Raw genomic sequence first — 23,649 nt, forward strand, 5'->3', positions numbered from 1 at the left:
GAGTGCGGGGCCCCCTCACGTACCGCGTACGGGTCAGTCGTTGGGGACCGTCTCGTAGCGCGGGGTGCCCTCCTCCATCTGGCGCAGGGCGTCCTTGCGCTCGCGCTTGGAGAGCTTGTCGATGTACAGCGTGCCGTACAGGTGGTCCGTCTCGTGCTGGAGGCAGCGGGCGAAGTAGCCCGTGCCGCGCACCTTGATCGGGTTGCCCTGCGCGTCCTGCCCGTGCACCTCCGCGTAGTCGGGGCGGGCCAGCGAGGCGTACGCGGTGGGGACCGACAGGCAGCCCTCGTTGGAGTCGTCGAGGAAGCGGCGCTCCGCCGGCAGCTCCTGGAGGACCGGGTTGACGACGACGCCGGTGTGACGGACGCCCTCGTCGTCCGGGCAGTCGTAGACGAAGACCTTCAGGTCGACGCCGATCTGGTTCGCGGCCAGGCCCACGCCCTCGGCGGCCTTCTGGCTGGCGAACATGTCGTCGATCAGTGCCGCGAGCTTGTCGTCGAACTCGGTGACGTCACGGCACTCCTTGTGGAGGACCGGATTGCCGACCACCGTGATCGGCCGCGCGGTGCCGCGCTCGCGGTGGGCGAGCTCACGCGCCTCGCAGTCCTCCGTGTCCACGACGAAGCCGTCGTTGATCTGCTCGTCCGTCTCCTGCTGCGCCATGTGCTGCCGCGCCTTCCTGAAAACCCGATTCCGTCGGGGGACAGCCTACGGGCCCCCGGCGACAGGCTCAGCAGACCTCTTCGAGATCGCGCCACTCCCGGCTGTCGGGGCTGTCGGCCACCCAGCCGTCGAGGAGCCCGCGCACCAGACCCGCCGGGGCGGCGATGCCGCACTCGCGCTCGGGCACCCACAGCTCGCCCGGCGAGCGGTGGCCGAGCGGCCCGGGGTGGCCGGGTTCGCTGTGGTCGTGGGGGTCGGAGTGCTCGCCCTCGCCCTCGGCGCTCGGCATGGTCGACTCCGAGCAGGCACGGCACAGCAGCCGTACGGAGGAGGACCAGTCCTCGGCGGCGAAGCCGGCGTCGGCGGCGAGCTGCTCCAGGGCGTCCCGGTCGGCCTCGGTCGCGGCCTCCAGGAGGACCACCCAGGTCGGCACGGGCGAGGGCGCCCAGAGCTCGATCTCGTCGAAGACCGGGTAGGACGGGCCGGCGGTGGTGGTCCGCTCGCCGTTCGGCACGCCGTCGTGCAGGACGACCTCGCCCCAGCGGCGCCCCGAGGAGGGCAGTGGGATGGAGAGGACCTCCATGCGCGCCGGGTCGAGCCTGCGGCCCCACACGACCTCGGCCTCGCCCTCCGGCGAGAGCCGGACGGCTGCGCTGCCCAGCTCCATGCCGGCGGGCTCGCCGGTGCCGGAGGCGGCTCCGGGCACCTTGAGCCCGTACGCCTGCCAGGCGCGGCGGGCCAGCGGCCAGTCCTGGAGCGCGGTGGCGGCGATGCCGACGTTCCACCAGTCGGGGGCGCCGGTCTCCTTGTCGAGCAGCGCGACCGCGCGGAGCCCGGCGGCCCGGGCCTGCTCCCAGTCGTGCCGGAACTTGTGCAGCAGCGCCAGGTTGAACCAGGACTCCGAGAGCCAGGGCTCCAGATCCGCCGCTCGCGTCAACAGCGCGCCCGCGTCCTCGTACCGGCCGTCGCCGATCAGCGTGAACGCGCGGTCGGTGGCCTGCCGCCACGAGGCGGAGGGCCGATGCCGTACCTTCCCGAAGATCCTCACGATTCCCGCCTGCCGGTCGCTTCACCCTCTTGTTCGCATCCAACCATGCCCGGTCGGACGCGCGCTCATTACCCATGGGTTACCCAGGGGCGGCCGAGGTCACCCCAGCCGCGCCGCCCCGTGCCAGAACCCTGGCCAGGCACTCGACGACATCCGGGTGATAGTCGCGCGCGGTCCCCAGGCGCAGCCGCTCCAGGGCGCCGAGCGCGGCGCCCGCGCCCGCGTCGGCACCGGTTCCCACCAGGTCGTCGTAGGCGTTGACCACCCGGACGATGCGGGCGGCCCGGGGCTGCTCGCGGTACGGGTCGGCCTGGCGCTCCACCACGTGGGCGACGGCGGCGGGAACGCCGGTCCTGCGGACGACCTCGCCGCCGAGGAGGGCGATCCTGCGCTGCTCCTCGGCGGGCAGCTGTGCGGTGGCCCCGCCGGGTACGGGGTCGACGAGGGAGAGCTGTCCGATGTCGTGCATGAGCGCGGCGTGTTCGAGGACGGTCAGTTCGGGGCCGGTGAGGCCCATTTCACGGCCGACGGCGGTGCTGAGGGCGGCGACCCGGTGGGCGTGGCCCGGGGCGGTGCAGCCGGCGATCTCGGTGGCGCGGGCGAGGGAGGCGATGGTCTGCCGGTTGACGGTGCGCACGGCCGCGTACCGGCGGTGGGAGACCTGGGTGAGCAGGAGCGGTACGGCGAGGACGGGCAGGGCCCACGGTCCGGCGGCGGCCACGGCGAGCGCCATGACGGCGCCGGTGGCGCAGACGGCGGAGCGGATGCCGAGCAGGCCGTGCAGTTCGTCGCGCAGGACGGAGCCGTACGGGTGTCCGGTACGGGCGCGCAGGACGAGTGCGGCCAGGACGGCGTCGCACAGGGCGGTGAGGACGAGCAGGAGCAGGAGGAAGAGGACGTAGGCGGGGCCCTGGCCGAGGTGTGCGGTGAGGACGCCGGAGTTGTAGAGGGGCTGGAAGCAGAGGGCGGCGAAGCCGGTGGTGAGGACGCGGCGGGCCAGGTGGTCGCGGCCGGGGCCGCGGCCGCGGGCGATGTGCGGGACGATCCCGGCCAGGGCGCCGGCGAGGACGACTGCGACCGTCTGGAGGACGCCGTGGGTGGTGGGGGTGCCGGCGCTGGCGCCCAGCAGCGCGTAGGCGAGGGCCCCGGCGGCGCCGAGCGGGGCGGGTTCGCTCTCCCCGGGGTCCTCGTCCTCGGCCGGTGCCCCCGCGTCGGGGGCCGCGCTCCAGCGGGCCAGCTCTCCGGCGGCGACGAGGGTCCCGAAGACGAGCGCGGTGCCGGGTTCGGCGAGGCCGTGCCAGAAGGTGGCGCCGAGGGCGGCGAGGCCGAGGAGGAGCGCGGCGGCGCGCAGGACGCGGGGGACGGCCGCGCCGGGTGTCACGCGCGTTCCCGGTGGCGGGCGGGGTCGGCGGGGTGGGGCGGGCCCACGGGTTCGCCGGGGTCCGGGGGGCTCTCGGGGCGGGCCGGCCGGTCGGGGTCCTGGTGGCCGGTCGCGCGCGCCACGGGCACCTGGGCGGCGCCGGGCGGCCGCGCGGCGGGCGGGGCGGTCTCGTCGGCGGTGACGGCGGGCCGCCAGCCGTGCCGGTCGAGAGCGCGGACCAGCGCGTCGACCATCCGGGGATCGAAGTGGGTGCCGGCGCACCGTTCCAGCTCCGCCACGGCGGCCGGCACGGGCCGGGCGCGGCTGTAGCAGCGGGTGGAGGTCATGGCGTCGAAGGCGTCGGCGACGGCGACCATCCGGGCGTACTCGGGGATCTCCTCGCCCCGCAGCCCGTAGGGGTAGCCGGTGCCGTCCATGCGTTCGTGGTGGTGGAGGATCGCGGACCGCGCCTCCCCGAGGAAGCCGATGCCCCGCACCATCTCGTGCCCGTACTCGGGGTGCAGTTCGATGATCCGGCGCTCCTCCGGGGTGAGGGGGCCGTCCTTGCGGAGCACCCGGGTGGGCACGCCGAGCTTTCCGACGTCGTGGAGGATGCCCGCGAACCGTACGACGTCGAGCCGGTCCTCGGGCATGCCGAGCTCACGGGCGATCAGGACGGAGGCGTGGCCGACGCGTTCGCTGTGACCGCGCGTGTAGCGGTCCTTGATGTCGACGGCCTGGACGAGGGCGCGGATGGTGGCCTGGTGGGCGGCGCGCTCGCGGTGGTACTGGGCGAAGACCCAGCAGGAAATGCCGATGGGCAGCAGGACGAAGAGGGCCGCCACGGGCCCGTACGTGCTGCGCCAGAGCACGGCCGTCATCAGTCCGGCGAGGCCGTGGACGGTGTGCGGGGCGAGGGAGCGGCCGAGGAGGCCGCGCCAGGCGGTGCCGGGCGGCAGTCCGTCGGCGGCGGCGCGGATGCCGCCGTCGAGGGCGGTGAGGGTGAGGCAGAAGGCGAGGGCGGCGGCGCCGGCGGGCAGGAGGGCGTACGGCAGGTCGGGGGCGTGCGGCCCGTGGCCCAGGGCGGCGGGCCCGCCGAGGAGCGCGGCGGCGCGGGCGGCGGCCCAGACGGCGAGCGCGGTGGCCGCGGCCCGCCAGAGGCGGCGCAGGGCGGCGGGCGGTTCGTCGACGCGGGCGAGGAGGCTGCCGGGCAGGGCGGTGAGGGCGGCGGCCGCGGGGTCCAGGAGCAGGGCGGCCGCGAGCAGGACGGGGAAGAACGAGCCGGTGCCCAGGCGCAGGCTTCCGTCCGTCGCGCGGTCCAGACGCGGGCAGCGGCCGGGTACCTCGCAGAGGGCGTACAGGACGGCGAGGAGCGCGACCGTTCCCCAGGGGGTCTGCGCGCCGGGGCGCACGGCGGGCAGCACGCACGCCGCGGCGGCGAGCAGGGCGCAGCCGACGGACAGGCGGGCCGCGCGCGGAACGTCCCTCACGAGCGTCACCCGGCCACGCTAGCGAGTGGGGCGGCCGGCGGCGGGCCGCCGCCGTCGATTCGCACCATCGGGTGATACAAGCTGATGTATGCGTGCGGACGTGAAAAGCCGCCGCGAACGGATCGCGGCGGCTCGTCCGTCCCGGGCGCGATGCGCCCGGCGTGCTACTCCTGGGGGGCGGGGGCCCCGGGGGCGGTGAGGTCCTGCTCGGGCACCGCGTGCCCCGAGCGGATGAGCTCGATCCGCCCCATGACCTTGGCGCGCAGGTCGGTGGGGACCTCGTCACTGCCGCAACAGCGCTTGACGAGCTTCTTCACCGCCTGCTCCAGGCCGTACTTCTCCAGGCACGGGGAGCACTCCTCGAAGTGCACCTCGAACTTGGTGCAGTCGCTGTCGGGCATCTCATGGTCGAGGAACTCGTAGAGATGATCCAGGACCTCTGAGCAATCCGTCTCGTGCGGCTCTCCGCAGCTCATGAGCCCGAGCCTTTCAGATCGTTCGACGACTCTCCGGCGCCCGCGGGAACCAGCCCGCGGTCGCGGGCGTAGTCCTCGAGCATGCCGCGCAGCTGGCGGCGGCCCCGGTGCAGCCGGGACATCACCGTACCGATGGGCGTACCCATGATGTCCGCGATCTCCTTGTACGCAAAGCCCTCGACATCGGCCAGATAGACGGCGATGCGGAACTCCTCGGGGATCGCCTGGAGCGCTTCCTTCACGTCGGAGTCCGGGAGGTGGTCGAGCGCCTGGGACTCGGCGGAGCGCAGACCGGTCGACATGTGCGACTCGGCGCGGGCGAGCTGCCAGTCCTCGATCTCCTCGGCAGCGCTCCGCTGGGGTTCGCGCTGCTTCTTGCGGTACGAGTTGATGAAGGTGTTCGTGAGGATGCGGTAGAGCCACGCCTTGAGGTTCGTGCCCTCGCGGAACTGGTGGAACGAGCCGTACGCCTTGGCGTAGGTCTCCTGCACCAGGTCCTCCGCGTCCGCCGGGTTGCGCGTCATGCGCAGGGCGGCCGAGTACATCTGGTCGAGGTAGCCGAGGGCGTCCCGCTCGAAGCGCGCGTTGCGCTCCTCGGTCGTCTCCTCGGGGCCTTCGTCGGTCCCTGTGTCGGTCCCAGTGACCGGACCCACCTCCTCCAGCGTGGCGGCGAGCCCGAACGCGGACCCGCTCGTTTCGGAGGATAGACGAGGAACCGCTCCGCCCGCCCCCCGAACAGGGGCTGTCTTGGGCGCGGGCAGCACTGTCCAGTCGAGGTCAGCGGCCTGCGTCCGCTCCGGGCAGATGGTCGAACCCATGCGACGGACTCCCTCTTTCTCACTCTCACACCGACGCCTTGGACAACAGCGGTCAGGCGCCGCGCATTCCCGTCGCGGGGAGCGTTCCGTCGAGCCAGTCGGCGACCCCGTCGACGAGGAGGGCGAGGGCCTCCTCCTGGCCGAGGGGGGCGCGCTTGGGGACGGCGAAGCCGTGGTCGCCGTACGGGATCTCCACCAGCCCGTACGGGCCGTCGGGGAACTCGCCGGGCCGCCCGAAGGGGTCGTTGCCGCCCTGGACGACGAGGGTGGGCAGGCCGGTGCCGAGCAGTTCCTCCGCGCGGGACCGCTCCGGCCTGCCGGGCGGGTGGAGCGGGAAGCCGAGCGCCAGGACGGCGTGGGCGCCCAGGTCACGGCCGGTGCGGCAGGCGACGCGGGCACCCGCGCTGCGCCCGCCGGCGACGACCGGGAGGCCGGGCCGGGCGAGGGCCGGCCACAGTCCGCGCCAGCCGGTGTCGAGGGTTCTGGGGGCGGGGGCGACCTTCTTGCCGGCCACCCGCCAGGGCTGTTCGACCAGGGCGACGGTCACGCCCCGCGCGGGCAGCGCCCCGGCCAGGGCCTGGAGGTCGCGGGCCTCGACGCCGCCCCCGGCGCCGTGGCCGAGGGCGAGGACGGCCCGGGGCCCGTCGGCGGGCCACCAGGTGACGCGGGCCTCGCCGGCATCGGTGGGGACGGTCTCGGTCTCGTACGGAGTCACGTCCCCATCCTGCCGTCCCCGGCCGGGCTCAAGGGCCCCGCCGGGGGCGCGTCTCAGAAGAGGGTGCCCACCTCGGGCCCCTCCAGTTCCGTCAGAAGTTCGGGTCCGTTGTTCCGGACGTTGCTGACGGCGGTGGCCACCGGATAGGCCCGCATCAGGCCGCCGGGGGGCGGGGCGAGCAGACCGCGCAGTTCGTCCTCGCCGGTGCGTGCCGGGTCGAGCCAGGCGTCCCAGCGGTCCTCGGTGAGCATCAGCGGCATCCGGGGGTGGATGTCGGCGAGCGAGCGCGGGCCCTCGGCCGGGGCGACGCCGAGCGGGCCGGTCTCGGCCTCGGTGGTGATCACCGAGCAGGTCACCCACCAGGCGGAGGGACTGCCCTCGGGGGCGGCCGGGTCGCGCCAGAACTCGTAGATCCCGGCCATCGCGAAGACCGAGCCGTCCGCCGGGGTCACGAAGTACGGCTGCTTCCTCGGCCGCTTCCGCTTCCCCTCCACCTCCAGGTCCCGCTCGTCCGCGCCCGTCACCCACTCGTAGTAACCGTCGGCGGGCAGGATGCAGCGCCGGGAGGCGAAGGCCCGTTTGAAGGAGGGCTTTTCGTGCAGGGTCTCGGCCCGGGCGTTGATCATCCGGGCCGCGTCCTCGGAGGTCTTCGACCAGGACGGGACGAGCCCCCACCGCAGGCGTCGCAGCTGGCGAACCGGCCGCGGCGTTCCGGCGTCCTTCACAGGGCGCTCCAGTACGGCCCAGACCTCTTTGGTCGGGGCCACGTTCCAGTCGGGGGCCAGGGTCTCCTCCGGCTCCCACTTCTCCACCCCGAAGAGGCCGACGAGGTCCTCGGGGCGCCGACTCGCTGCATACCGTCCGCACATACGTGCCACACTGCCACGATCCGACGACCTCCCGAGGAGCGGCCCGAACGATGGACCTCTTCCGCCCGCAGGCGGCGCCCGCCGAGTGGCTGGTGATCGCCACCGCCGTCGCCGCCCTCGCCGTCACCGTGCCCCGCCGCGTCTGGCTCCTGGCCCGCAACGCGATCACCATCGCGCACGAGGGCGGGCACGCCCTGGTGGCGCTCGCCACCGGCCGCCGCCTCCAGGCGATCACGCTGCACTCGGACACCAGCGGTCTGACGGTGACCCGGGGCCGGCCGACGGGTCTCGGTGTCGTCCTCACCCTCACCGCCGGCTACACCGCCGCGCCGCTGCTCGGCCTCGGCGGCGCCGCCCTGCTGGGGGCCGGCCGGGTCACCCTGCTGCTGTGGGCGGCGACGGCCCTGCTCCTGGCGATGCTCGTGATGATCCGCAACGCGTACGGGGTGCTCACCGTCCTGGTGACGGGCGCCGCCTTCCTGCTGGTGTCCTGGCTGACCGGGCCCGAGGTCCAGGCCCTCTTCGCCTACGCGGTGGTGTGGTTCCTGCTCCTCGGCGGGGTCCGGCCGGCTTTCGAGCTCCAGGTCAGGCGGCGGCGCGGCGGCGCCCCCGACTCGGACGCCGACCAGCTCGCGCGGCTCACCCACGTCCCGGCCGGGGTGTGGCTCCTCTTCTTCCACACGGTCTCGATCTGCTGCCTGATCGGCGGCTGCCGCTGGCTCCTGCCGTTCTGACACCCCCGTACAGTGAGGGCATGACCGCAGCTTCCCCCGCGCAGCAGCCCGATCCCCTCCTCCCCGGCCCGTCCGACGACCTCTGGCCCGCCCCCTTCGCGCGCGGTGCCGTCGACGCGACCGTCACGGTGCCCGGATCGAAGTCGGTCACCAACCGCGGCCTGATCCTGGCCGCGCTCGCCGCGGAGCCGGGCTGGCTCCGCCGCCCGCTGCGCTCCCGCGACACCCTGCTGATGGCCGAGGGGCTCCGGGCCCTCGGGGTGGGGATCGAGGAAGGCGTCGGTCCGGACGGCACGGGCGAGGCCTGGCGGATCATCCCGGCCCCGCTGCGCGGCCACGCGTCCGTGGACGTCGGCAACGCGGGCACGGTCATGCGCTTCCTGCCGCCGGTCGCGGCGCTCGCCGACGGCCCGGTGCGCTTCGACGGCGACCCCCGCTCCCACGAGCGTCCGCTGCACGGTGTGATCGACGGGCTGCGCGCGCTGGGCGCCCGGATCGAGGACGACGGCCGCGGCGCGCTGCCGATGACCGTGCACGGCTCCGGCGGCCTGGACGGCGGCACCGTCGAGATCGACGCCTCCTCGTCCTCCCAGTTCGTCAGCGCCCTGCTCCTGTCCGCGCCCCGCTTCAACCAGGGCGTCGAGGTACGGCACGTGGGCGCCACGCTGCCCTCGCTGCCGCACATCCGGATGACGGTCGACATGCTGCGCGCGGTCGGTGCCCAGGTCGACGAGCCGGAGCACGGCGGCGCCCCGAACGTCTGGCGGGTCACCTCCTCGGCGCTGCGCGGGCGGGACCTGGTGGTCGAGCCCGACCTGTCGAACGCGCAGCCGTTCCTGGCGGCGGCCCTGGTGACCGGCGGCCGGGTGACGATCCCGGACTGGCCCGCGCGGACCACCCAGCCCGGTGACGAGCTGCGGCGGATCTTCACCGAGATGGGTGGTTCCTGCGAGCTGACCGAGGAGGGGCTGACCTTCACCGGCACGGGCCGGATCCACGGCATCGACGTGGACCTCGGCGAGGTCGGCGAGCTGACCCCGGGCATCGCGGCGGTCGCGGCCCTCGCGGACTCCCCCTCGACGCTGCGCGGCGTGGCCCATCTGCGCCTGCACGAGACGGACCGGCTGGCGGCCCTCACCAAGGAGATCAACGAGCTCGGCGGGGACGTCGCCGAGACCGAGGACGGGCTGCACATCCGCCCGCGCCCGCTGCACGGCGGCGTGTTCCACACGTACCACGACCACCGCATGGCGACGGCCGGCGCGATCATCGGCCTCGCGGTCGACGGCGTGCTGATCGAGGACGTCGCGACCACGGCCAAGACCTTGCCGGACTTCGCCGAGATGTGGACCGGAATGCTCGGAGTCTGAACCATGCGGCGTTACGGGAAGCACACCGACGAGGACGACATCCGCCAGCGGCCCAACCGCAAGGGGACCCGCCCCCGGACCACCATCCGGCCGAAGCACGAGGACGCGGTCGAGGGCCTGGTCCTCACCGTCGACCGGGGCCGGCTGACCTGTCTGGTCGACGACCGGATCGTGCTCGCGATGAAGGCGCGCGAGCTGGGCCGCAAAGCGGCCGTGGTCGGTGACCGGGTGTCCCTGGTGGGAGATCTGACGGGTGAGAAGGACACGCTGGCCCGGATCGTGCGGATCGGGGAGCGCACCTCGGTGCTCCGCCGCACGGCCGACGACGACGACCCGTACGAGCGGGTCGTGGTCGCCAACGCCGACCAGCTGGCGATCGTGACCGCGCTGGCCGACCCCGAGCCGCGCCCCCGGCTGATCGACCGCTGCCTGGTGGCGGCCTTCGACGGCGGACTCGAACCCTTCCTGGTGCTCACCAAGTCGGACCTGGCGCCGCCGGAGAAGCTGCTGGAGCTGTACGGGGCGCTGGACATCCCGCACGTGGTGGTGAACCGCGACGAGCTGTACGACGGCGGGGCGGCGGACCGGGTGCGCGAACACCTGGACGGCCGGGTCACGGCGTTCGTGGGGCACTCCGGTGTCGGCAAGACGACCCTGGTCAACGCCCTGGTGCCACAGGACAAGCGCCGGATCACCGGACATGTGAACGCGGTGACGGGCCGTGGCCGGCACACCACGACCTCGGCCCTGGCGCTGCCGCTCGACGTGGTCGACGGCTGGGTCATCGACACGCCCGGCGTGCGGTCCTTCGGTCTGCACCACGTCGACCCGTCCCGGGTCATCCACGCCTTCCCCGACCTGGAGCCGGGCACGGAGAACTGCCCGCGGGCCTGCGGCCACGACGAGCCGGACTGCGCGCTGGACGCGTGGGTGGCGGAGGGGCACGCCGATCCGGCGCGGCTGTACTCGCTGCGGCGGCTGCTCTCGACCCGGGAGCGACGCGAGGGCGACTGAGTCCGCGTACGCGGTCGGCCACCACGGGCACGTGCATAATCACACGGAGCGGGCCCCATAGGGACGAAGCGGTCACCGACGGCGTGGGAGGCACTGACGATGGCGTGGCTGCTGGTGGTGGTCGCCGGCCTGCTGGAGACGGGCTTCGCGGTGTGCCTGAAGCTCTCGCACGGATTCACCCGGCTCTGGCCGACGGTCGCCTTCGCGGCCTTCGCCCTCGGCAGCTTCGGCCTGCTGACGCTGGCGCTGCGGAAGCTGGACGTGGGGCCCGCGTACGCGGTGTGGACCGGGATCGGGGCGGCCGGGACGGCGATCTACGGCATGGTCTTCCTCGGCGACCTGGTCTCCACGCTCAAGATCGTCTCGATCACGCTGGTGATCGTGGGTGTCATCGGCCTCCAGCTGTCCGGTTCCACGCACTGACCGCCCGTGGCCGGCAGGGCCGGCGCGACGACATGGCTGAGCGCGAGCCGTACGGCGATCTCGCAGCCCGCCGCCCAGCGCTCCCCCGCGCAGGCGGCGGTGGCGGCGACCAGTTCACCCGGCGCGGGCAGCCCGGCGTCGGCGCGCCGCTGCGCCGGCACGGGAGCGAGGCGCGCCCCCGGGCGTACGGGGCGGGGCCGGGGCAGCCCGTCCTGCCAGGCCCCGGTGAGCAGCGCCCGCAGTATCGGGCGGTCGGCGGCCCGGGCGACGGTCCACTCGGCGAGGGCGACGAGGTTGCGTTCGGGCGGGGCGGGGGTGGCGAGGACCCGGCGGGCGCCGTTCAGGAAGGCGTCGGCCTCCCGGCGGGCGAGGGCCCGGGCGAGTCCCTCCTTGCTGCCGAACTCGTTGTAGAGGGTCTGGCGGGAGACCCGGGCCGCGGTGGCGAGGTCCACCATGCGCACGGCGGACCAGGGCCGGTGCGCGAGCGCGGTGAGCGCGGCGTCGAGCAGGGCCTCGCGGGCAGTCGCCATGGGTGCCTCCGTCGTACGGTGCGGTACTCAGCGTCGGCAGGTGGCCACGCGCTGTCAAGGCCCGTCGGGGGTGCGTTCCGGGGCGGCGATAGAGTGCCGCCATGGCCGACTACCACGATGACCTGCGCCTCGCCCACGTCCTGGCGGACGCCGCCGACGCGGCCACCATGGACCGCTTCCAGGCGCTCGACCTGAAGGTCGACACCAAGCCGGACATGACCCCGGTGAGCGAGGCCGACAAGGCCGCGGAGGAGCTGATCCGCGGCCAGCTCCAGCGGGCCCGGCCGCGGGACGCGATCCTGGGCGAGGAGTACGGCGTGGAGGGCTCGGGCCCGCGCCGCTGGGTGATCGACCCGATCGACGGCACGAAGAACTACGTGCGCGGGGTGCCCGTCTGGGCGACCCTGATCGCGCTGATGGAGGCCGGGGAGACCGGCTTCCAGCCGGTGGTGGGCGTGGTCTCCGCCCCGGCCCTGGGCCGCCGCTGGTGGGCTGCGAAGGGGCTCGGCGCCTACACGGGCCGCAGCCTGGCCTCGGCGAGCCGGATCCAGGTGTCGAAGGTGTCGTCCCTGGCGGACGCCTCGTTCGCGTACTCCTCGCTGAGCGGCTGGGAGGAGCAGGGCCGGCTCGACGGGTTCCTGGACCTCACGCGCGCGTGCTGGCGGACCCGGGCGTACGGCGACTTCTGGCCGTACATGATGGTCGCCGAGGGCTCCGTCGACATCTGCGCCGAGCCGGAGCTGTCCCTGTGGGACATGGCGGCGGTGGCGATCGTGGTGCAGGAGGCCGGGGGTACGTACACCGGCCTCGACGGGCGCCACGGTCCGCACAGCGGGAACGCGGCGGCGTCCAACGGCCTGCTCCACGGGGAGCTGCTGAGCTACCTCAACCAGCGGAACGCCCAGGACTGAGCCTTCCCGGCCGGCGGGCGTCCGGGGCCGGGCGCGACCGCCGGCGGGGCGTTCGCGGGGCCGGGACCCACTGCCCGGCGGGGCGTCCGGGGGCCGAGCGCCCTCGGCGCTCCCCGGGGACGCCTCGCACGCCCTCTTGTCGGGTCCCTCCCCCGGTGCAACTCTGAGAGCTCCCCCACTTGTGAACTTGTGCGCTGTTCATCACGCGCCTCGGGCGCCGGAGTTGTCGTTGAACGGTTCACCAAGGAGGTGGTTCCATCCATGCTCGTCCGTGACGCCATGAGCACGATCGTCCTCACCCTCGGCCCCACCCACACCCTCCGCCAGGCGGCCCGGCTGATGGCGGCGCGCCGCGTCGGCGCGGCCGTCGTCCTGGACGGCGACGCCCACGGGCTCGGCATCCTCACCGAGCGCGACATCCTCAACTCGCTTGCCAGGGACCAGGATCCGGACCGGGAGACCGCCGGATCCCACACCACCCACGACGTCGTCTTCGCCGCGCCGACCTGGACCCTGGAGGAGGCGGCCGAGGCGATGACCCGTGGCGGCTTCCGTCATCTGGTGGTCCTCGACCACCAGGGGCCGGTCGGGATCGTCTCCGTCCGCGACATCATCCGCTGCTGGATCCCGCTGCACAGCGTCGCCGGATGAGCCCTGCCCCCCGGGCGCGCGGGCCGTGCCGGGCGCCCTGAACACGAAAGCGGGCCGGGCTCCCGTACGGAAGTCCGGCCCGCTCTCTTATCTACGGCAAGCGCCCTCAGCCACGCAGGGCCTGGACCGCGGCCTCCAGCCGCTTGCCGAAGTCACCGTCCGCCTGGCGGAAGTTGTTGATGGCGCGCTCGGCGATGTCGTCCCGCGAGACCTTGGCGATGAAGCCCGCCAGGTTGTCGACGAGACGGCCCTTCTCGTCCTCCGACATCAGGCGGTAGAGGTTGCCCGCCTGCACGAAGTCGTTGTCCTCGGCGTGGATCGGAGCCGCCTGGTCGCCGGTGACACCCGTGACCGGGACCGGCTGCCACAGCGGGCGGTCGATCTGGTGCGGGCCGCCGAAGCTGTTGGGCTCGTAGTTCTTCGCGCCCTTGTGGCGGCCGTCGTAGAGGAAGCCGTCACGGGAGTGGGTGCGCGCCTCGGTGGCGTGCGGGCGGTTCACCGGCAGGTGGTCGGCGTTGATGCCGACGCGGTACCGGTGGGCGTCGCCGTAGGCGAAGAGACGGCCCTGGAGCATCTTGTCCGGGGACGGGCCGATGCCGGGCACGAAGTGCGCCGGGGAGAAGATCGACTGCTCGACCTCGGCGAAGATGTTCTCCGGGTTGCGGTTGAGCTCCAGCTTGCCGATCTCGATCGGCGGGTAGTCCGCGTGCGGCCACACCTTGGTGAGGTCGAACGGGTTGAAGCGGTAGTTCGCCGCCTCGGCCGCCGGCATGATCTGGACCTGCACGGTCCAGCTCGGGAAGTCGCCGCGCTCGATGGCCTCGCGCAGGTCGCGCTGGTGGCTGTCGGGGTCCTCGCCCGCGAGCTTGTTGGCCTCTTCCTGGGTGAGGTTCTTGATGCCCTGGTCGGTCTTGAAGTGGTACTTGACCCAGAAGACCTCGCCGGCCTCGTTGTTCCACTGGAAGGTGTGGGAACCGAAGCCGTCCATGTGACGGTACGAGGCGGGGATGCCGCGGTCGCCGAAGAGCCAGGTCACCTGGTGGGTGGACTCCGGCGAGAGGCCCCAGAAGTCCCAGACGTTGTCCGCCTCCTGCGAGCCGGTGTACGGGTCGCGCTTCTGGGTGTGGATGAAGTCGGGGAACTTGATGGCGTCCCTGATGAAGAACACCGGGGTGTTGTTGCCGACGAGGTCGTAGTTGCCCTCTTCGGTGTAGAACTTCAGGGCGAAGCCGCGCGGGTCACGGACGGCGTCCGCCGCGCCCAGGTTGCCGGCGACGGTGGAGAAGCGCAGGAAGGTCTCCGTCTGCTTGCCCACCTCGGAGAGGAACTTCGCCCGGGTGTACTTCGTGACGTCCGCGGTCACGGTGAAGGTGCCGTAGGCGCCGGCGCCGCGGGCGTGCACCACGCGCTCCGGGATGCGCTCGCGGTTGAAGTGGGCGAGCTTCTCGAGGAGCAGCTGGTCCTGGACGAGGACCGGACCGCCGACGCCCGCCGTCTCACTGTTCTGGTTGTCGGCGACCGGCGCGCCTGCCTCGGTGGTGAGCGGTCCCTGGGTCACGTGCGCCTCCTGCGTCATTCCTGCGTGTCCTGTCGTCGGCCGGGCCGTGGACGAAACCCTTGGCCGATGCCGGGATCGATCCTACGATAGACAATGTCTAAGTCAAGTGAACTTCCAAAGTCACACCCGTTCGGGACGGAGTCCCCCGACTGTTAGGCTGGTGCGCATGAGTGACCTGTTGGAACGACTGCGCGGACGCGGCTGGCGCATGACAGCGCAGCGCCGCGTCGTGGCCGAGGTCCTGGACGGTGATCACGTGCATCTGACCGCCGACGAGGTCCACGCGCGTGCCGTGACGAGGCTGCCCGAGATCTCCCGGGCGACCGTCTACAACACGCTGGGCGAGATGGTCACGCTCGGCGAAGTTATGGAAGTCGCGACGGACGGCCGCGCCAAGCGGTACGACCCGAACGCCCACCGGCCGCACCAGCACCTGGTCTGCGGCCGCTGCGGCACGATCCGCGACGTCCACCCGGCGGGCGACCCGCTGGCGGACCTGCCGAGCTCCGAGCGCTTCGGTTTCACGATCTCCGACGTGGAGGTCACCTACCGGGGCATCTGCCCGGGCTGCGCGTCGACCGCGTGACCCGGCGCTGATTCCCGCGCGATGATCCGAGGAAGCCCCCGCTCCGGCGGGGGCTTTCCGCTGTCCCGGCCGTCCACGGGGTCCCGGACGAACGACGAAGGCCCGGATCCTGAGGATCCGGGCCTTCGTTGCTACTGAGTAGCGGGGACAGGATTTGAACCTGCGACCTCTGGGTTATGAGCCCAGCGAGCTACCGAGCTGCTCCACCCCGCGTCGGTGAACACCACCTTACGGGACCCCCGCGACCAGCGCAAATCCGTTACGCGGTGAGCTCCTCGTGCAGCGCCTCGCTCAGCCGGGCCGCGCGTTCGGCCACCTCGGCCGGCCCCAGCTCGACCGCCCGGGCGCACCAGCGCCGCCCCTCGCTGAGCTCGCCGCGGCGCGCGGCGAGCAGGGCGAGCCGCAGCGCGGCCCGGCCGTGTCCCGCCCGGGCTGCCCTGGTCCACCAGAGCGCCGCCTCGCGCTCGTTCCCCTCGCGGGCGAGCAGCAGCCCCAGGTTGAAGGCGCCGTTACGGCTGCCGGCGTCCGCGGCCTCCCGGTACCAGCGGGCGGCCTCCGCCAGGTCGCCCCGCGCGGCGGCGAGCATGCCGACCCGCACCTGCGCGCGCCGGTGCCCCTGCTCGGCGGCCCGCTCGTACCACTCCTCGCACTCGGACTTCTCGTCCCGGGGCGCGCCGAGCACGGCGCCGCCGGGCTCGGGGCGGCGGGCGTCGAGCACCGTCGCCAGCCGGAAGGCGGCCTCGGCGCTGCCCCCGCCGGCCGCGCACCTCAGGTGCCGTTCGGCGGTCTGCTCGTCGCCGTCGCGCAGCGCGGCGATGCCGACCTGGAGCGCGGCCTCGGTGTGACCGGCGGCCGCGGCCCGCTCGTACCAGACGAGGGCCGCGGCGTCGTCGTCCCGGCCCGCGTAGAGGATGCCCAGGTTGAAGGCGGCGTCCACGCTGCCCGCCTCGGCGGCCTTGGAGAACCACGGCTCGGCACCGTTCGCGTCGCCCGCCTGCAGCAGCAGGACCGCGAGCGCGTTGGCGGCCTCGCGGTGGCCCGCGTAGGCGGCCCGGCGGTACCACTGCTCGGCCTGCGCGATCCGGTCCTGGGCGGCACACAGCAGACCCAGGTTGTACGCCCCGTTGACGTCGCCCGCGTCCATCGCCGCCCGGTACCAGCGCTCGGCCGTCTGCTGCTCGCCCCGGGCCGCGTGCAGGGCGCCCAGTGCGTTGGCCGCGTTGCCGTCACCGTCCTGCGCGGCGCGCAGCCACCAGACGGCCGCGCTCTCCTCGTCACCGGCGTCGCGGAGCAGGAAGCCCAGGGCGCAGGCGGCCCGGGACTCGCCCTCCTTGGCGGAGCTGAGGTACCAGCGGCCGGCCTCCTTGAGCTCGCCGCGCTTCTCCAGGAGGGCGCCGAGATGCAGCGCCGCCCGGCGGTGTCCGCGGGCGGCGGCCTGGCGGAACCACTGCTCCGCCTCGGCGAGTTCGTCACCGGGCTCCACGAGCCCCGTCACCCCTCCCGGGCCCGCACCGGCGGCCGAGGCCACGGCGGCGGCGCCGGGCAGCCGGGTCCGCGAGGCGCTCTCGTGCGGGCCCCGGGAGGCGGCCGTGGCCCGCCGCTCCAGGGCGAGCGCGAGCCGGTAGGCGGCCTCGCGGTGGCCCTGCTCCGCGGCGGCGCGCAGCCAGCGCTCGGCACCGACGTCGCTGCGGTGCTCCAGGAGGTCGGCGAGGGCGTACGCACCGAGCGCGTGGCCCTGTTCGGCGGCCTGGCGCAGCCAGTACTCGGCGGCGGGCTCGTCGCCGCGCTCGCGGTGGTGGCGGCCGAGGGCGTGGGCGGCGGGCGCGGACCCTGCGACGGCGGCGACCCGCCACCAGCCGGCGGCCTCGTCGGGGTAACCGCGCTGGTGCAGCAGGACGCCCAGGTTGTTGGCGGCGGCCCGGTCCCCCTCGGCGGTGGCGGCGCGCAGGTACGGCTCGGCGCCGTCGAGATCACCGCGGCGCAGCAGCAGGGCGCCGAGGGCGCTCATGGAGGCGGTGTCACCGCGCTCGGCCGCACGCCGGTGGCGTGCCTCGGTCTCGGCTTCCGTCTCGTGCTCGGTGTCGGCGTCGGTGGTGGTGGTCCGGCTCTCGGCGGTGGTGTCGGGGACCGCATCGACGGCCCTCACTGCCTCGATGATCTCGTCCGCGGCATTTCTGGCGTGCCGCTGCACAAACCGCCCTGTCTCCAACAGAGTTGCCCTGTCCCCCATAAATACCATCGTCGCACCACCCACAACCCGCGCACACCTGGTATACCGCAGCCAGTGAGGTCACCTCAGCGTTTTGTCGACATGCCCACAGAGAGACAAGTCAAACACGACTCACGCCAACTCGCCCCCTCCGTACCGCTCTTCGCCTCCCCGCCACCACCCCGACACGCGACGAGGGCCCGGATCCTTATGGATCCGAGCCCTCGTCCTGAGTAGCGGGGACAGGATTTGAACCTGCGACCTCTGGGTTATGAGCCCAGCGAGCTACCGAGCTGCTCCACCCCGCGTCGGTGAAACCACAGTATCACGACGCGGGGGGCAGATGCGCAGGTCAGCCGCCGGAGCCCTCGGCAGGCGGGGTGGCCGGGGCGCTCGGCTTGAGCTTCGCCCCCGCTTCGGCCGCCCGCTGAAGCGCCGTCTGGAGCTCCTCCTGCGCCTTGCCGTACGCGGACCAGTCCTGCTTCTGCAGGGCCGCCTCGCCCGCGTCGTACGCCTTCTGCGCGTCGGCGATGGCCTGCTTCAGCTCGGCGTCGGCCGAAGCCGGCGGCGGAGGCGTGGTGCCCGGCGGCGGAGGCGTCGGCGTGCTCGGCCCCTCCACCCCGAAGACCGCGTTGAGCGCCGCGGTGAGGTTGTCCTCGAAGACGGTGACGTCCTTCGTGGTGTCACCGCCCGGCTGGTCCGCGTCCACGTACGACACCGCGACCTTCTTCAGCAGCGGGTAGAGCGCGTTGCGGCCCTGCGCGTACACCGGCTCCACGTACAGGAACCCGCCGTCGAGCGGCACCGTCAGCAGGTTGCCGTACTGGATGTCGGAGTCGGCGCCCCGCATGTCACGGACGAACTGGGCCACGGACGGCAGACCGTTGAGCTTGCTCTGCACCTGGGCCGGTCCCGGCACGTCCTCGGTGACCCGCAGGAGCCTCATCCGGCCGTACTCCTTGCTGGTGGCGTCGGCGTCGACCGCCATGAAGCCGCCCAGGTTGGGCCGCCCGTTCGGCGTGAACGTCGTCGTCAGCGAGAAGCGCTGCGCCTCGTCCCCGGGCATCTTCATGCTCAGGTAGTACGGCGGGACCGCGTTGCCCTCCTTGTTGGTCGGGTCGTCCGGCACCTGCCAGGCGTCCGAGCCGCTGTAGAACTGCGCGGGGTCGGTGACGTGGTAGCGGGTCAGCAGCTCGCGCTGCACCTTGAACATGTCCTGCGGGTAGCGCAGGTGCTCCATCAGGGTGCCGCTGATCTCGGACTTGGCCTTGACCGTGCCCGGGAACGCCTTCATCCAGGTCTTCAGGACCGGGTCCTCGGTGTCCCACTGGTAGAGGGTGACCGAGCCGTCGTACGCGTCGACGGTGGCCTTCACCGAGTTGCGGATGTAGTTGACCTGGTTCTGCTGGGCGACGACGGCACGCTGCTGGTTGCCGACGGTCAGCGAGTCGGCCGTCGTGTCGCCGAGCGTGGTGCGCGAGGCGTACGGGTAGCCGTTCGTGGTCGTGTAGGCGTCGACGATCCACTGGATCCGGCCGCCGACGACCGCCGGGTAGGCGTCGCCGTCGATCGTCAGCCAGGGCGCGACGGCCTCGACGCGCTCCTTCGGCGTGCGGTTGTAGAGGACCCGCGAACCCTCGCCGATGGCTCCCGAGTAGAGGATCTGCGGCTCGCTGAAGGCCACCGCGTACGCGGCGCGGTTGAAGGCGCTGGAGAGGCTGACGCCGCTCTTCCCCTTGTAGCTGGTGGTCTTCTCGCCGTTCTCCTCGTAGTCGAGCTCCTTCTGCGGGCCGCCCACGATCGAGTACTGGTCGGTCTTCTCGCCGTAGTAGATCCGCTGCTCGTACGTCTTCAGCTCACCGGTGGTCGGCAGACCGGACTCGGTGAAGACCGGCGAACCGTTGGCGTCGGTCTGCGTACCCGTGGCCATGATGGCGCCGTAGCCGTGGGTGTACGTGAAGTGGTCGTTGATCCAGTTCCGCTTCGGGATGCCGCGGATGTTCAGCTCCCGCAGACCGATCACGGTGTCCTTGCCCTGGTAGCGGTCCACGTCCAGGGTCATGGGGAACTGGTAGTACTTCCGCTTCTGCTCCAGCTGCTGGAACGTGGGCGAGACGATGTTGGGGTCGAGCAGGCGGTAGCTGGCCGCCGTCTGCGAGTCTGCGCGCAGCCGGTCCTTCGCCTTGACCGTCGACTTGCCCGAGTAGTTCTCCGGCTTCGCCCCGTCGATCGCGTACGCCTTGCGGGTCGCGTCGATGTTCTTCTGGATGTACGGCGCTTCCTTGGCCTGCTCGTTCGGCTGGACCTGGAACTTCTGCACGATCGCCGGGTAGAGGCCGCCGATCAGGACCGCGGAGAGCACCATCAGGCCGAAGCCGATGACCGGCAGCTGCCAGGTGCGGCGCCAGAGCGTCGCGAAGAACAGCACGGCGCAGATCGCGGCGATGCAGAACAGGATCGTCTTCGCCGGCAGGTAGGCGTTGGCGTCGACGTACCGCAGGCCCGTCCAGTTGCCGGTCGCCTTGAAGTCGCTGGACTTCACGGCCAGGCCGTACCGGTCGAGCCAGTACGCCACGGCCTTGAGCGAGACGAAGACGCCGAGCAGCACCGAGAGGTGTCCGGTGGCGGCGGCCGTCGCCCGGGCGCCCGGGCTGGTGATCCGCAGCCCGCCGTACAGGTAGTGCGTGAGGGCGGCGGCGATCAGCGACAGGATGGTGGCGGCGAAGCCGAAGGCCAGCAGGAAGCGGTACCAGGGCAGGTCGAAGGCGTAGAACGCCACGTCGAGACCGAACTGGGGATCCTTCTGGCCGAACTTCACCCCGTTGACCCACATCAGCCAGGTGCGCCACTGGCCGGAGGCGGAGGCGCCGGCGATCAGGCCCACCAGGGCGGTGACCGCGAGCAGCACCCACTTCTTGAACGGGGCGATGCCCATCCGGTAGCGGTCGAGGCTCTGCTGCTCCAGCGACATCGCGCTGAGCGGCGGCCGCAGCCGGTGGGCCAGCCAGATGTTGAGGCCGACGGCGAACGCCATCAGCAGACCGAAGACCGCGAAGAGACCGATCTTGGTCCAGAGGGTGGTGGTGAACACGGACGAGTAAGCGACCGAGCGGTACCAGAGCCAGTCCGTCCAGAACCCGGCGAACATCACGAACGCCATGGCCAGAACGGCCAGCACCCCGAGTGTCATGAGCAGGGTCCGGGCCCGCCGGGACGGCCGGCCGACTCTCATCCTTGGCCCGGACGGGCCTCCGCCGCGGTCCGGCATCTGGAAAGCCAACGTGCGCCCCTCGATGTTGATGCGTCTGAAAGCAGGCCCCGCGATCGTAGAGCCCACTGGTGCAACTTACTGAGGCTTTACCTAGTTCCCGTCTTCGGGGGAAGAGGAGGCAGGATGTTGGTCATGTCCAACGTTTCCCCCTCCGGGCCGCCCATGGCCTCCAGTCCCCTCACCCGCGCGGTTCTCGAGATCGACGAATACGCGTCGGGTCTCGGCTGGGACCAGCCCGCCCGCCTCTTCGCCCTGGTCGACACCGCGCGGCTGCGCGCCCAGGAACCCGCCCTCGCCTCGCAGCTCGGCCTCGGCGAGGACGCCACCGCCTACACCCCGATCGAGCAGGACAAGCTGCCCCGGGGGAAGGCGCTCGACGAGTTCCTCGGCACCATCGCCTGGCCCGACGCGGTCGCCGGCTGCGCCCTCACGGTGGAGCGGCTGATGCTGCCCCCCTCGGCGGAGGCCCAGGTGCCGCAGGGCATGAGCGAGAAGCAGCTGGCCAAGTGGGTGGCCGCGCACCCGGACCGACAGGAGGTGCGGATGACCGTGGCCGTGCTGCGGAACGGCGCGCGCGAGGCGGCGATCCGGCTGCGCGAGAAGGACTCCCCGACCGAGGTCCTGACCGGCCCCGACCTGGTCCCGGGCCTGGCGGAGGCCCTGGCGGCCACCTTCGAGGGCTGACGCTCCACGTCCGCGCCGAGGGGCGCCCGTCCCGTACGGGCCCGGGGCGCCGTTCCCGTACGGGCGGGCCGGCCGCCGTGCTGCCCGTACGGACGCCGTGCCGTACGGACGCCGTGCCGTACGGACGCCGAGGGGCGCCCGGTCGCCGTGACCGGGCGCCCCTCGGCGTCTGGTCCCCTTACCGGGGCGGGCGGGTCAGCCCTTGGCGCAGCTCGGCAGGGACCGGGTGTCGCCCGCGCGGAGCTTCCCCAGCGAGGTCATCGCGTCGTCGATGGTCCGCACCTTGATGAGCGTGAGCCCCTCGGGCGTGTCGGAGGCGGCGGCCTCGCAGTTGTCGGCCGGCGTGAGGAAGTACCTGGCGCCCGCCTTCCGCGCGCCGACGAGCTTCATCTCGATGCCGCCGATCGGGCCCACCTCGCCCTTGTCGTCGATGGTGCCGGTGCCGGCGATGAACCGGCCGCCGGTCAGGCTCTCCGGGGTCAGCTTGTCGACGATGCCGAGCGCGAACATCAGACCGGCGCTGGGCCCGCCGACGTCCGCCAGGTTGATGTCGATGGTGAACGGGAAGGCGTGGTCAGTGCCGGCCTGGATGCCGACGATCGCCCGGTCGCCCTCCTCGGAGGTGGTGGTCGTGACGACCACCTTCCGGGTCGCGGTGGGCTCCTTGCCGGCCTTCTCCGCCTCGGCCGCCGCCTTGGCGGGGACGAGGGTGAACTCGACGTCCTGGCCGGGCTTGCGCCGGGTGACCCGCTTGGCGACGTCACCGGGCGCGGTGACCGGGGTGCCGTCGACGGCCTTGATGACGTCACCGGCGTGCAGCTTGCCCTCGGCAGGGGAGCCCTTGACGACGGTGGCCACGACCACGCGCGTGGTGAAGGGGATGCCCAGCTCGCCGAGGGCCGCCACCTTGGCGCTCTCCTGCGACTGGCTGAACTCCTCGGCGTTCTCCTGGCTCGACTCCTCCTCTGTCTTCCCGTCCGGGTAGAGGGTGTCGTGCGGCACCACCACGTTGTCGTGGGCCAGCCAGCCGTAGACGGCCTCGACGGCGTTCATCTTGTAGTCCGCGCTGGTGACCCGGACCGTCGTCATGTTGAGGTGCCCGTCGGTGGGGTACGTCTTCCGCCCCGAGATCTGCAGAACGGGCTCGCCGCGGGCCTCTCCGAGGGTGTTCACCGTGGGCCCGGGGCTCATCTCCGCGTACGGCACCGGGATCAGGACGCCCGCGATGAGCAGGCAGATCAGAACCAGGGTGGAGGCGAGCATCGTCGCGGTGCGGCGTGGCATGGAACGACAGTACGGGACTCGCCTGTGGGTGCACCCGTGGGGCGGTCCGTCCGAGGCGGGGTCAGCTGGACGGCGACCCGGTGGCGGCGGTGGCGGCGGACGTCGTGGTGGAGGAGCCGGTGGCGGCGGGGGTGGCGTGGGACCGCTCCATGGCGTCCCGGAAACGGGCGTAACCGGCGAGTTCCGCGACGTCACCTATGGTCTTGTTCCTCGATGCCCAGCTTCCCCATATCGCCGCGCCGACGACGGCGAACAGCGGGATCAGCAACCAGGCCAGCGCTGCCATTCCGGCCTCCCATCCCCAGTGAGTCGATCAACAGATTATTCATCTGTGTCATCAACGCTCGTCCTTGGGGGCCGGTTACGCAAATCGGGCGTCCGGCTACGCCCTGTCGGCGCGCCGTCTTGCCAGGACACCCCCGGGCGTCAGCAGGCGCCCACCCACTCCTCGGTCCCGTCCGAGAAGGTCTGGTGCTTCCAGATCGGCACCTCGTGCTTGAGGTCGTCGATCAGCTTGCGGCAGGCCTCGAAGGCCTCGCCCCGGTGCGGACAGGAGACGGCCACGACCACCGCCAGGTCACCCACCCGCAGGTCACCGACGCGGTGCACGGCCGCCAGGGCGCGGACCGGGAAGTCGGCGACGACCTTCTCCGCCACGCGGCGCAGCTCCGCCTCGGCGGACGGGTGGCAGGAGTAGCCCAGGGCGTCGACGTCGGCGCCCCCGTCATGGTTGCGCACGGTGCCGACGAAGAGGGTCGTGCCGCCGGCGGCGTCGTCCCCGACGGCGCGGAAGACCTCGTCGACGGAGAGCGGCGTGTCCCTGATCGCGAGCAGCCTGATCGGGTCGGCGGCGGCCTGCTCGCCGGGGTGGTCGTGCGTGTCAGCCATGGTGCCCATGGTGCCGTACGGCGTCGGCATCACGTAAGGGCGTTTTCCACCGGCGGACCGGGCCCGCTCTGGGAGGGTCCTACAAGGGCCGCGCCGG

General features: G+C 72.7%; 23 protein-coding genes and 2 tRNA genes. 8 read left to right on the forward strand and 17 right to left on the reverse strand.

What is annotated here, in order from left to right:
• Positions 1 to 33: 33 nt before the first annotated feature.
• The 8 genes from def to ACFY60_RS02130 form a co-directional block, all read right to left on the reverse strand.
• A complete protein-coding gene (gene def, locus ACFY60_RS02095; RefSeq protein ID WP_388607542.1) occupies positions 34 to 663 on the reverse strand; it encodes a peptide deformylase in 630 nt (209 codons plus the stop codon).
• Positions 664 to 730: 67 nt separating this feature from the next.
• Complete coding sequence (locus tag ACFY60_RS02100) at positions 731 to 1,711, reverse strand: hypothetical protein (protein WP_309053852.1); 981 nt, start codon at positions 1,709 to 1,711, stop codon at positions 731 to 733.
• Between the two features lie 79 nt (positions 1,712 to 1,790).
• Positions 1,791 to 3,092, reverse strand: coding sequence for an HD-GYP domain-containing protein (locus ACFY60_RS02105; RefSeq protein WP_388607540.1), 1,302 nt, complete (start codon positions 3,090 to 3,092; stop codon positions 1,791 to 1,793).
• Positions 3,089 to 4,561, reverse strand: a complete 1,473-nt coding sequence (locus ACFY60_RS02110) for an HD-GYP domain-containing protein (RefSeq protein WP_388608150.1) — start codon at positions 4,559 to 4,561, stop codon at positions 3,089 to 3,091. Before ACFY60_RS02110 ends, ACFY60_RS02105 begins: the two co-directional genes overlap by 4 nt.
• 164 nt (positions 4,562 to 4,725) lie before the next feature.
• On the reverse strand, positions 4,726 to 5,037 hold the full coding sequence (gene rsrA, locus ACFY60_RS02115) for a mycothiol system anti-sigma-R factor (protein ID WP_309053690.1): 312 nt from the start codon (positions 5,035 to 5,037) through the stop codon (positions 4,726 to 4,728).
• On the reverse strand, positions 5,034 to 5,690 hold the full coding sequence (locus ACFY60_RS02120) for a sigma-70 family RNA polymerase sigma factor (RefSeq protein ID WP_056558039.1): 657 nt from the start codon (positions 5,688 to 5,690) through the stop codon (positions 5,034 to 5,036). Before ACFY60_RS02120 ends, rsrA begins: the two co-directional genes overlap by 4 nt.
• Before the next feature lie 217 nt (positions 5,691 to 5,907).
• Complete coding sequence (locus tag ACFY60_RS02125) at positions 5,908 to 6,570, reverse strand: alpha/beta family hydrolase (protein WP_388607538.1); 663 nt, start codon at positions 6,568 to 6,570, stop codon at positions 5,908 to 5,910.
• A gap of 53 nt (positions 6,571 to 6,623) precedes the next feature.
• A complete protein-coding gene (locus ACFY60_RS02130; protein WP_388607535.1) occupies positions 6,624 to 7,439 on the reverse strand; it encodes an SOS response-associated peptidase in 816 nt (271 codons plus the stop codon).
• 50 nt (positions 7,440 to 7,489) lie between these two features.
• On the opposite strand from ACFY60_RS02130, the gene ACFY60_RS02135 reads away from it, so the two are divergent.
• From ACFY60_RS02135 to ACFY60_RS02150, 4 genes are all read left to right on the forward strand, one after another.
• Entirely contained in the window at positions 7,490 to 8,173 is a 684-nt protein-coding gene (locus ACFY60_RS02135; RefSeq protein WP_388607533.1) for a M50 family metallopeptidase, read from the forward strand.
• Between the two features lie 20 nt (positions 8,174 to 8,193).
• Complete coding sequence (aroA, locus tag ACFY60_RS02140; protein ID WP_388607532.1) at positions 8,194 to 9,543, forward strand: 3-phosphoshikimate 1-carboxyvinyltransferase; 1,350 nt, start codon at positions 8,194 to 8,196, stop codon at positions 9,541 to 9,543.
• A gap of 3 nt (positions 9,544 to 9,546) precedes the next feature.
• Positions 9,547 to 10,557: a ribosome small subunit-dependent GTPase A gene (gene rsgA / locus ACFY60_RS02145; RefSeq protein WP_388607530.1), complete on the forward strand. Its 1,011-nt coding sequence runs from the start codon at positions 9,547 to 9,549 to the stop codon at positions 10,555 to 10,557.
• A gap of 99 nt (positions 10,558 to 10,656) precedes the next feature.
• A complete protein-coding gene (locus tag ACFY60_RS02150) occupies positions 10,657 to 10,980 on the forward strand; it encodes a multidrug efflux SMR transporter (RefSeq protein WP_309054198.1) in 324 nt (107 codons plus the stop codon).
• On the opposite strand, the gene ACFY60_RS02155 is transcribed toward ACFY60_RS02150, so the two are convergent.
• Positions 10,872 to 11,510 carry a TetR/AcrR family transcriptional regulator gene (locus ACFY60_RS02155; RefSeq protein WP_388607528.1) on the reverse strand — a complete coding sequence of 213 codons (639 nt, stop codon included), beginning with the start codon at positions 11,508 to 11,510 and terminating at the stop codon, positions 10,872 to 10,874. The genes ACFY60_RS02150 and ACFY60_RS02155 overlap by 109 nt on opposite strands.
• A 101-nt stretch (positions 11,511 to 11,611) precedes the next feature.
• On the opposite strand from ACFY60_RS02155, the gene hisN reads away from it, so the two are divergent.
• Together hisN and ACFY60_RS02165 are read left to right on the forward strand one after the other, a co-directional pair.
• Positions 11,612 to 12,421: a histidinol-phosphatase gene (gene hisN / locus ACFY60_RS02160; protein WP_309054200.1), complete on the forward strand. Its 810-nt coding sequence runs from the start codon at positions 11,612 to 11,614 to the stop codon at positions 12,419 to 12,421.
• Positions 12,422 to 12,682: 261 nt separating this feature from the next.
• Complete coding sequence (locus tag ACFY60_RS02165) at positions 12,683 to 13,072, forward strand: CBS domain-containing protein (protein WP_309054201.1); 390 nt, start codon at positions 12,683 to 12,685, stop codon at positions 13,070 to 13,072.
• Positions 13,073 to 13,178: 106 nt separating this feature from the next.
• On the opposite strand, the gene ACFY60_RS02170 is transcribed toward ACFY60_RS02165, so the two are convergent.
• Positions 13,179 to 14,630, reverse strand: coding sequence for a catalase (locus ACFY60_RS02170; RefSeq protein ID WP_388607526.1), 1,452 nt, complete (start codon positions 14,628 to 14,630; stop codon positions 13,179 to 13,181).
• Positions 14,631 to 14,796: 166 nt separating this feature from the next.
• On the opposite strand from ACFY60_RS02170, the gene ACFY60_RS02175 reads away from it, so the two are divergent.
• On the forward strand, positions 14,797 to 15,216 hold the full coding sequence (locus ACFY60_RS02175) for a Fur family transcriptional regulator (RefSeq protein WP_388607524.1): 420 nt from the start codon (positions 14,797 to 14,799) through the stop codon (positions 15,214 to 15,216).
• Between the two features lie 139 nt (positions 15,217 to 15,355).
• Here ACFY60_RS02175 and ACFY60_RS02180 read toward each other — a convergent pair.
• The 4 genes from ACFY60_RS02180 to ACFY60_RS02195 all read right to left on the reverse strand — a co-directional run bounded on the left by ACFY60_RS02180 (position 15,356) and on the right by ACFY60_RS02195 (position 20,693).
• Positions 15,356 to 15,429, reverse strand: a tRNA-Met gene (locus ACFY60_RS02180).
• A gap of 46 nt (positions 15,430 to 15,475) precedes the next feature.
• A complete protein-coding gene (locus tag ACFY60_RS02185; protein WP_388607522.1) occupies positions 15,476 to 17,455 on the reverse strand; it encodes a tetratricopeptide repeat protein in 1,980 nt (659 codons plus the stop codon).
• Positions 17,456 to 17,659: 204 nt separating this feature from the next.
• Positions 17,660 to 17,733: transfer RNA gene (locus ACFY60_RS02190), tRNA-Met, on the reverse strand.
• 44 nt (positions 17,734 to 17,777) lie between these two features.
• Positions 17,778 to 20,693 (reverse strand): UPF0182 family protein, encoded by a 2,916-nt coding sequence (locus tag ACFY60_RS02195; RefSeq protein ID WP_388607521.1) that lies wholly within the window; start codon positions 20,691 to 20,693, stop codon positions 17,778 to 17,780.
• A 135-nt stretch (positions 20,694 to 20,828) separates the two neighbouring features.
• Here ACFY60_RS02195 and ACFY60_RS02200 point away from each other — a divergent pair, with 135 nt between their 5' ends.
• Positions 20,829 to 21,380 (forward strand): PPA1309 family protein, encoded by a 552-nt coding sequence (locus ACFY60_RS02200; protein ID WP_388607520.1) that lies wholly within the window; start codon positions 20,829 to 20,831, stop codon positions 21,378 to 21,380.
• Positions 21,381 to 21,575: 195 nt separating this feature from the next.
• Here the strand turns inward: ACFY60_RS02200 and ACFY60_RS02205 are convergent, their stop codons facing one another.
• From ACFY60_RS02205 to ACFY60_RS02215, 3 genes are all read right to left on the reverse strand, one after another.
• Positions 21,576 to 22,664, reverse strand: coding sequence for a PDZ domain-containing protein (locus ACFY60_RS02205; RefSeq protein WP_388607518.1), 1,089 nt, complete (start codon positions 22,662 to 22,664; stop codon positions 21,576 to 21,578).
• Between the two features lie 61 nt (positions 22,665 to 22,725).
• Entirely contained in the window at positions 22,726 to 22,950 is a 225-nt protein-coding gene (locus ACFY60_RS02210) for a hypothetical protein (protein WP_388607516.1), read from the reverse strand.
• Positions 22,951 to 23,090: 140 nt separating this feature from the next.
• Positions 23,091 to 23,552 carry a molybdenum cofactor biosynthesis protein MoaE gene (locus tag ACFY60_RS02215; RefSeq protein ID WP_388607514.1) on the reverse strand — a complete coding sequence of 154 codons (462 nt, stop codon included), beginning with the start codon at positions 23,550 to 23,552 and terminating at the stop codon, positions 23,091 to 23,093.
• Positions 23,553 to 23,649 lie beyond the last annotated feature (97 nt).

This window comes from Streptomyces sp. NPDC012827, from assembly GCF_042900905.1.
Taxonomy (GTDB): domain Bacteria; phylum Actinomycetota; class Actinomycetes; order Streptomycetales; family Streptomycetaceae; genus Streptomyces; species Streptomyces gulbargensis.

Bases quoted from the DNA above. Each gene is read 5' to 3' on its own strand.
- def (WP_388607542.1), bottom strand. From the start codon at position 663: ATGGCGCAGCAGGAGACGGACGAGCAGATCAACGACGGCTTCGTCGTG.
- rsrA (WP_309053690.1), bottom strand. From the start codon at position 5,037: ATGAGCTGCGGAGAGCCGCACGAGACGGATTGCTCAGAGGTCCTGGAT.
- ACFY60_RS02130 (WP_388607535.1), bottom strand. From the start codon at position 7,439: ATGTGCGGACGGTATGCAGCGAGTCGGCGCCCCGAGGACCTCGTCGGC.
- ACFY60_RS02135 (WP_388607533.1), top strand. From the start codon at position 7,490: ATGGACCTCTTCCGCCCGCAGGCGGCGCCCGCCGAGTGGCTGGTGATC.
- aroA (WP_388607532.1), top strand. From the start codon at position 8,194: ATGACCGCAGCTTCCCCCGCGCAGCAGCCCGATCCCCTCCTCCCCGGC.
- rsgA (WP_388607530.1), top strand. From the start codon at position 9,547: ATGCGGCGTTACGGGAAGCACACCGACGAGGACGACATCCGCCAGCGG.
- ACFY60_RS02150 (WP_309054198.1), top strand. From the start codon at position 10,657: ATGGCGTGGCTGCTGGTGGTGGTCGCCGGCCTGCTGGAGACGGGCTTC.
- ACFY60_RS02155 (WP_388607528.1), bottom strand. From the start codon at position 11,510: ATGGCGACTGCCCGCGAGGCCCTGCTCGACGCCGCGCTCACCGCGCTC.
- hisN (WP_309054200.1), top strand. From the start codon at position 11,612: ATGGCCGACTACCACGATGACCTGCGCCTCGCCCACGTCCTGGCGGAC.
- ACFY60_RS02165 (WP_309054201.1), top strand. From the start codon at position 12,683: ATGCTCGTCCGTGACGCCATGAGCACGATCGTCCTCACCCTCGGCCCC.
- ACFY60_RS02175 (WP_388607524.1), top strand. From the start codon at position 14,797: ATGAGTGACCTGTTGGAACGACTGCGCGGACGCGGCTGGCGCATGACA.
- ACFY60_RS02185 (WP_388607522.1), bottom strand. From the start codon at position 17,455: ATGGTATTTATGGGGGACAGGGCAACTCTGTTGGAGACAGGGCGGTTT.
- ACFY60_RS02195 (WP_388607521.1), bottom strand. From the start codon at position 20,693: ATGCCGGACCGCGGCGGAGGCCCGTCCGGGCCAAGGATGAGAGTCGGC.
- ACFY60_RS02200 (WP_388607520.1), top strand. From the start codon at position 20,829: ATGTCCAACGTTTCCCCCTCCGGGCCGCCCATGGCCTCCAGTCCCCTC.
- ACFY60_RS02205 (WP_388607518.1), bottom strand. From the start codon at position 22,664: ATGCCACGCCGCACCGCGACGATGCTCGCCTCCACCCTGGTTCTGATC.
- ACFY60_RS02210 (WP_388607516.1), bottom strand. From the start codon at position 22,950: ATGGCAGCGCTGGCCTGGTTGCTGATCCCGCTGTTCGCCGTCGTCGGC.
- ACFY60_RS02215 (WP_388607514.1), bottom strand. From the start codon at position 23,552: ATGGCTGACACGCACGACCACCCCGGCGAGCAGGCCGCCGCCGACCCG.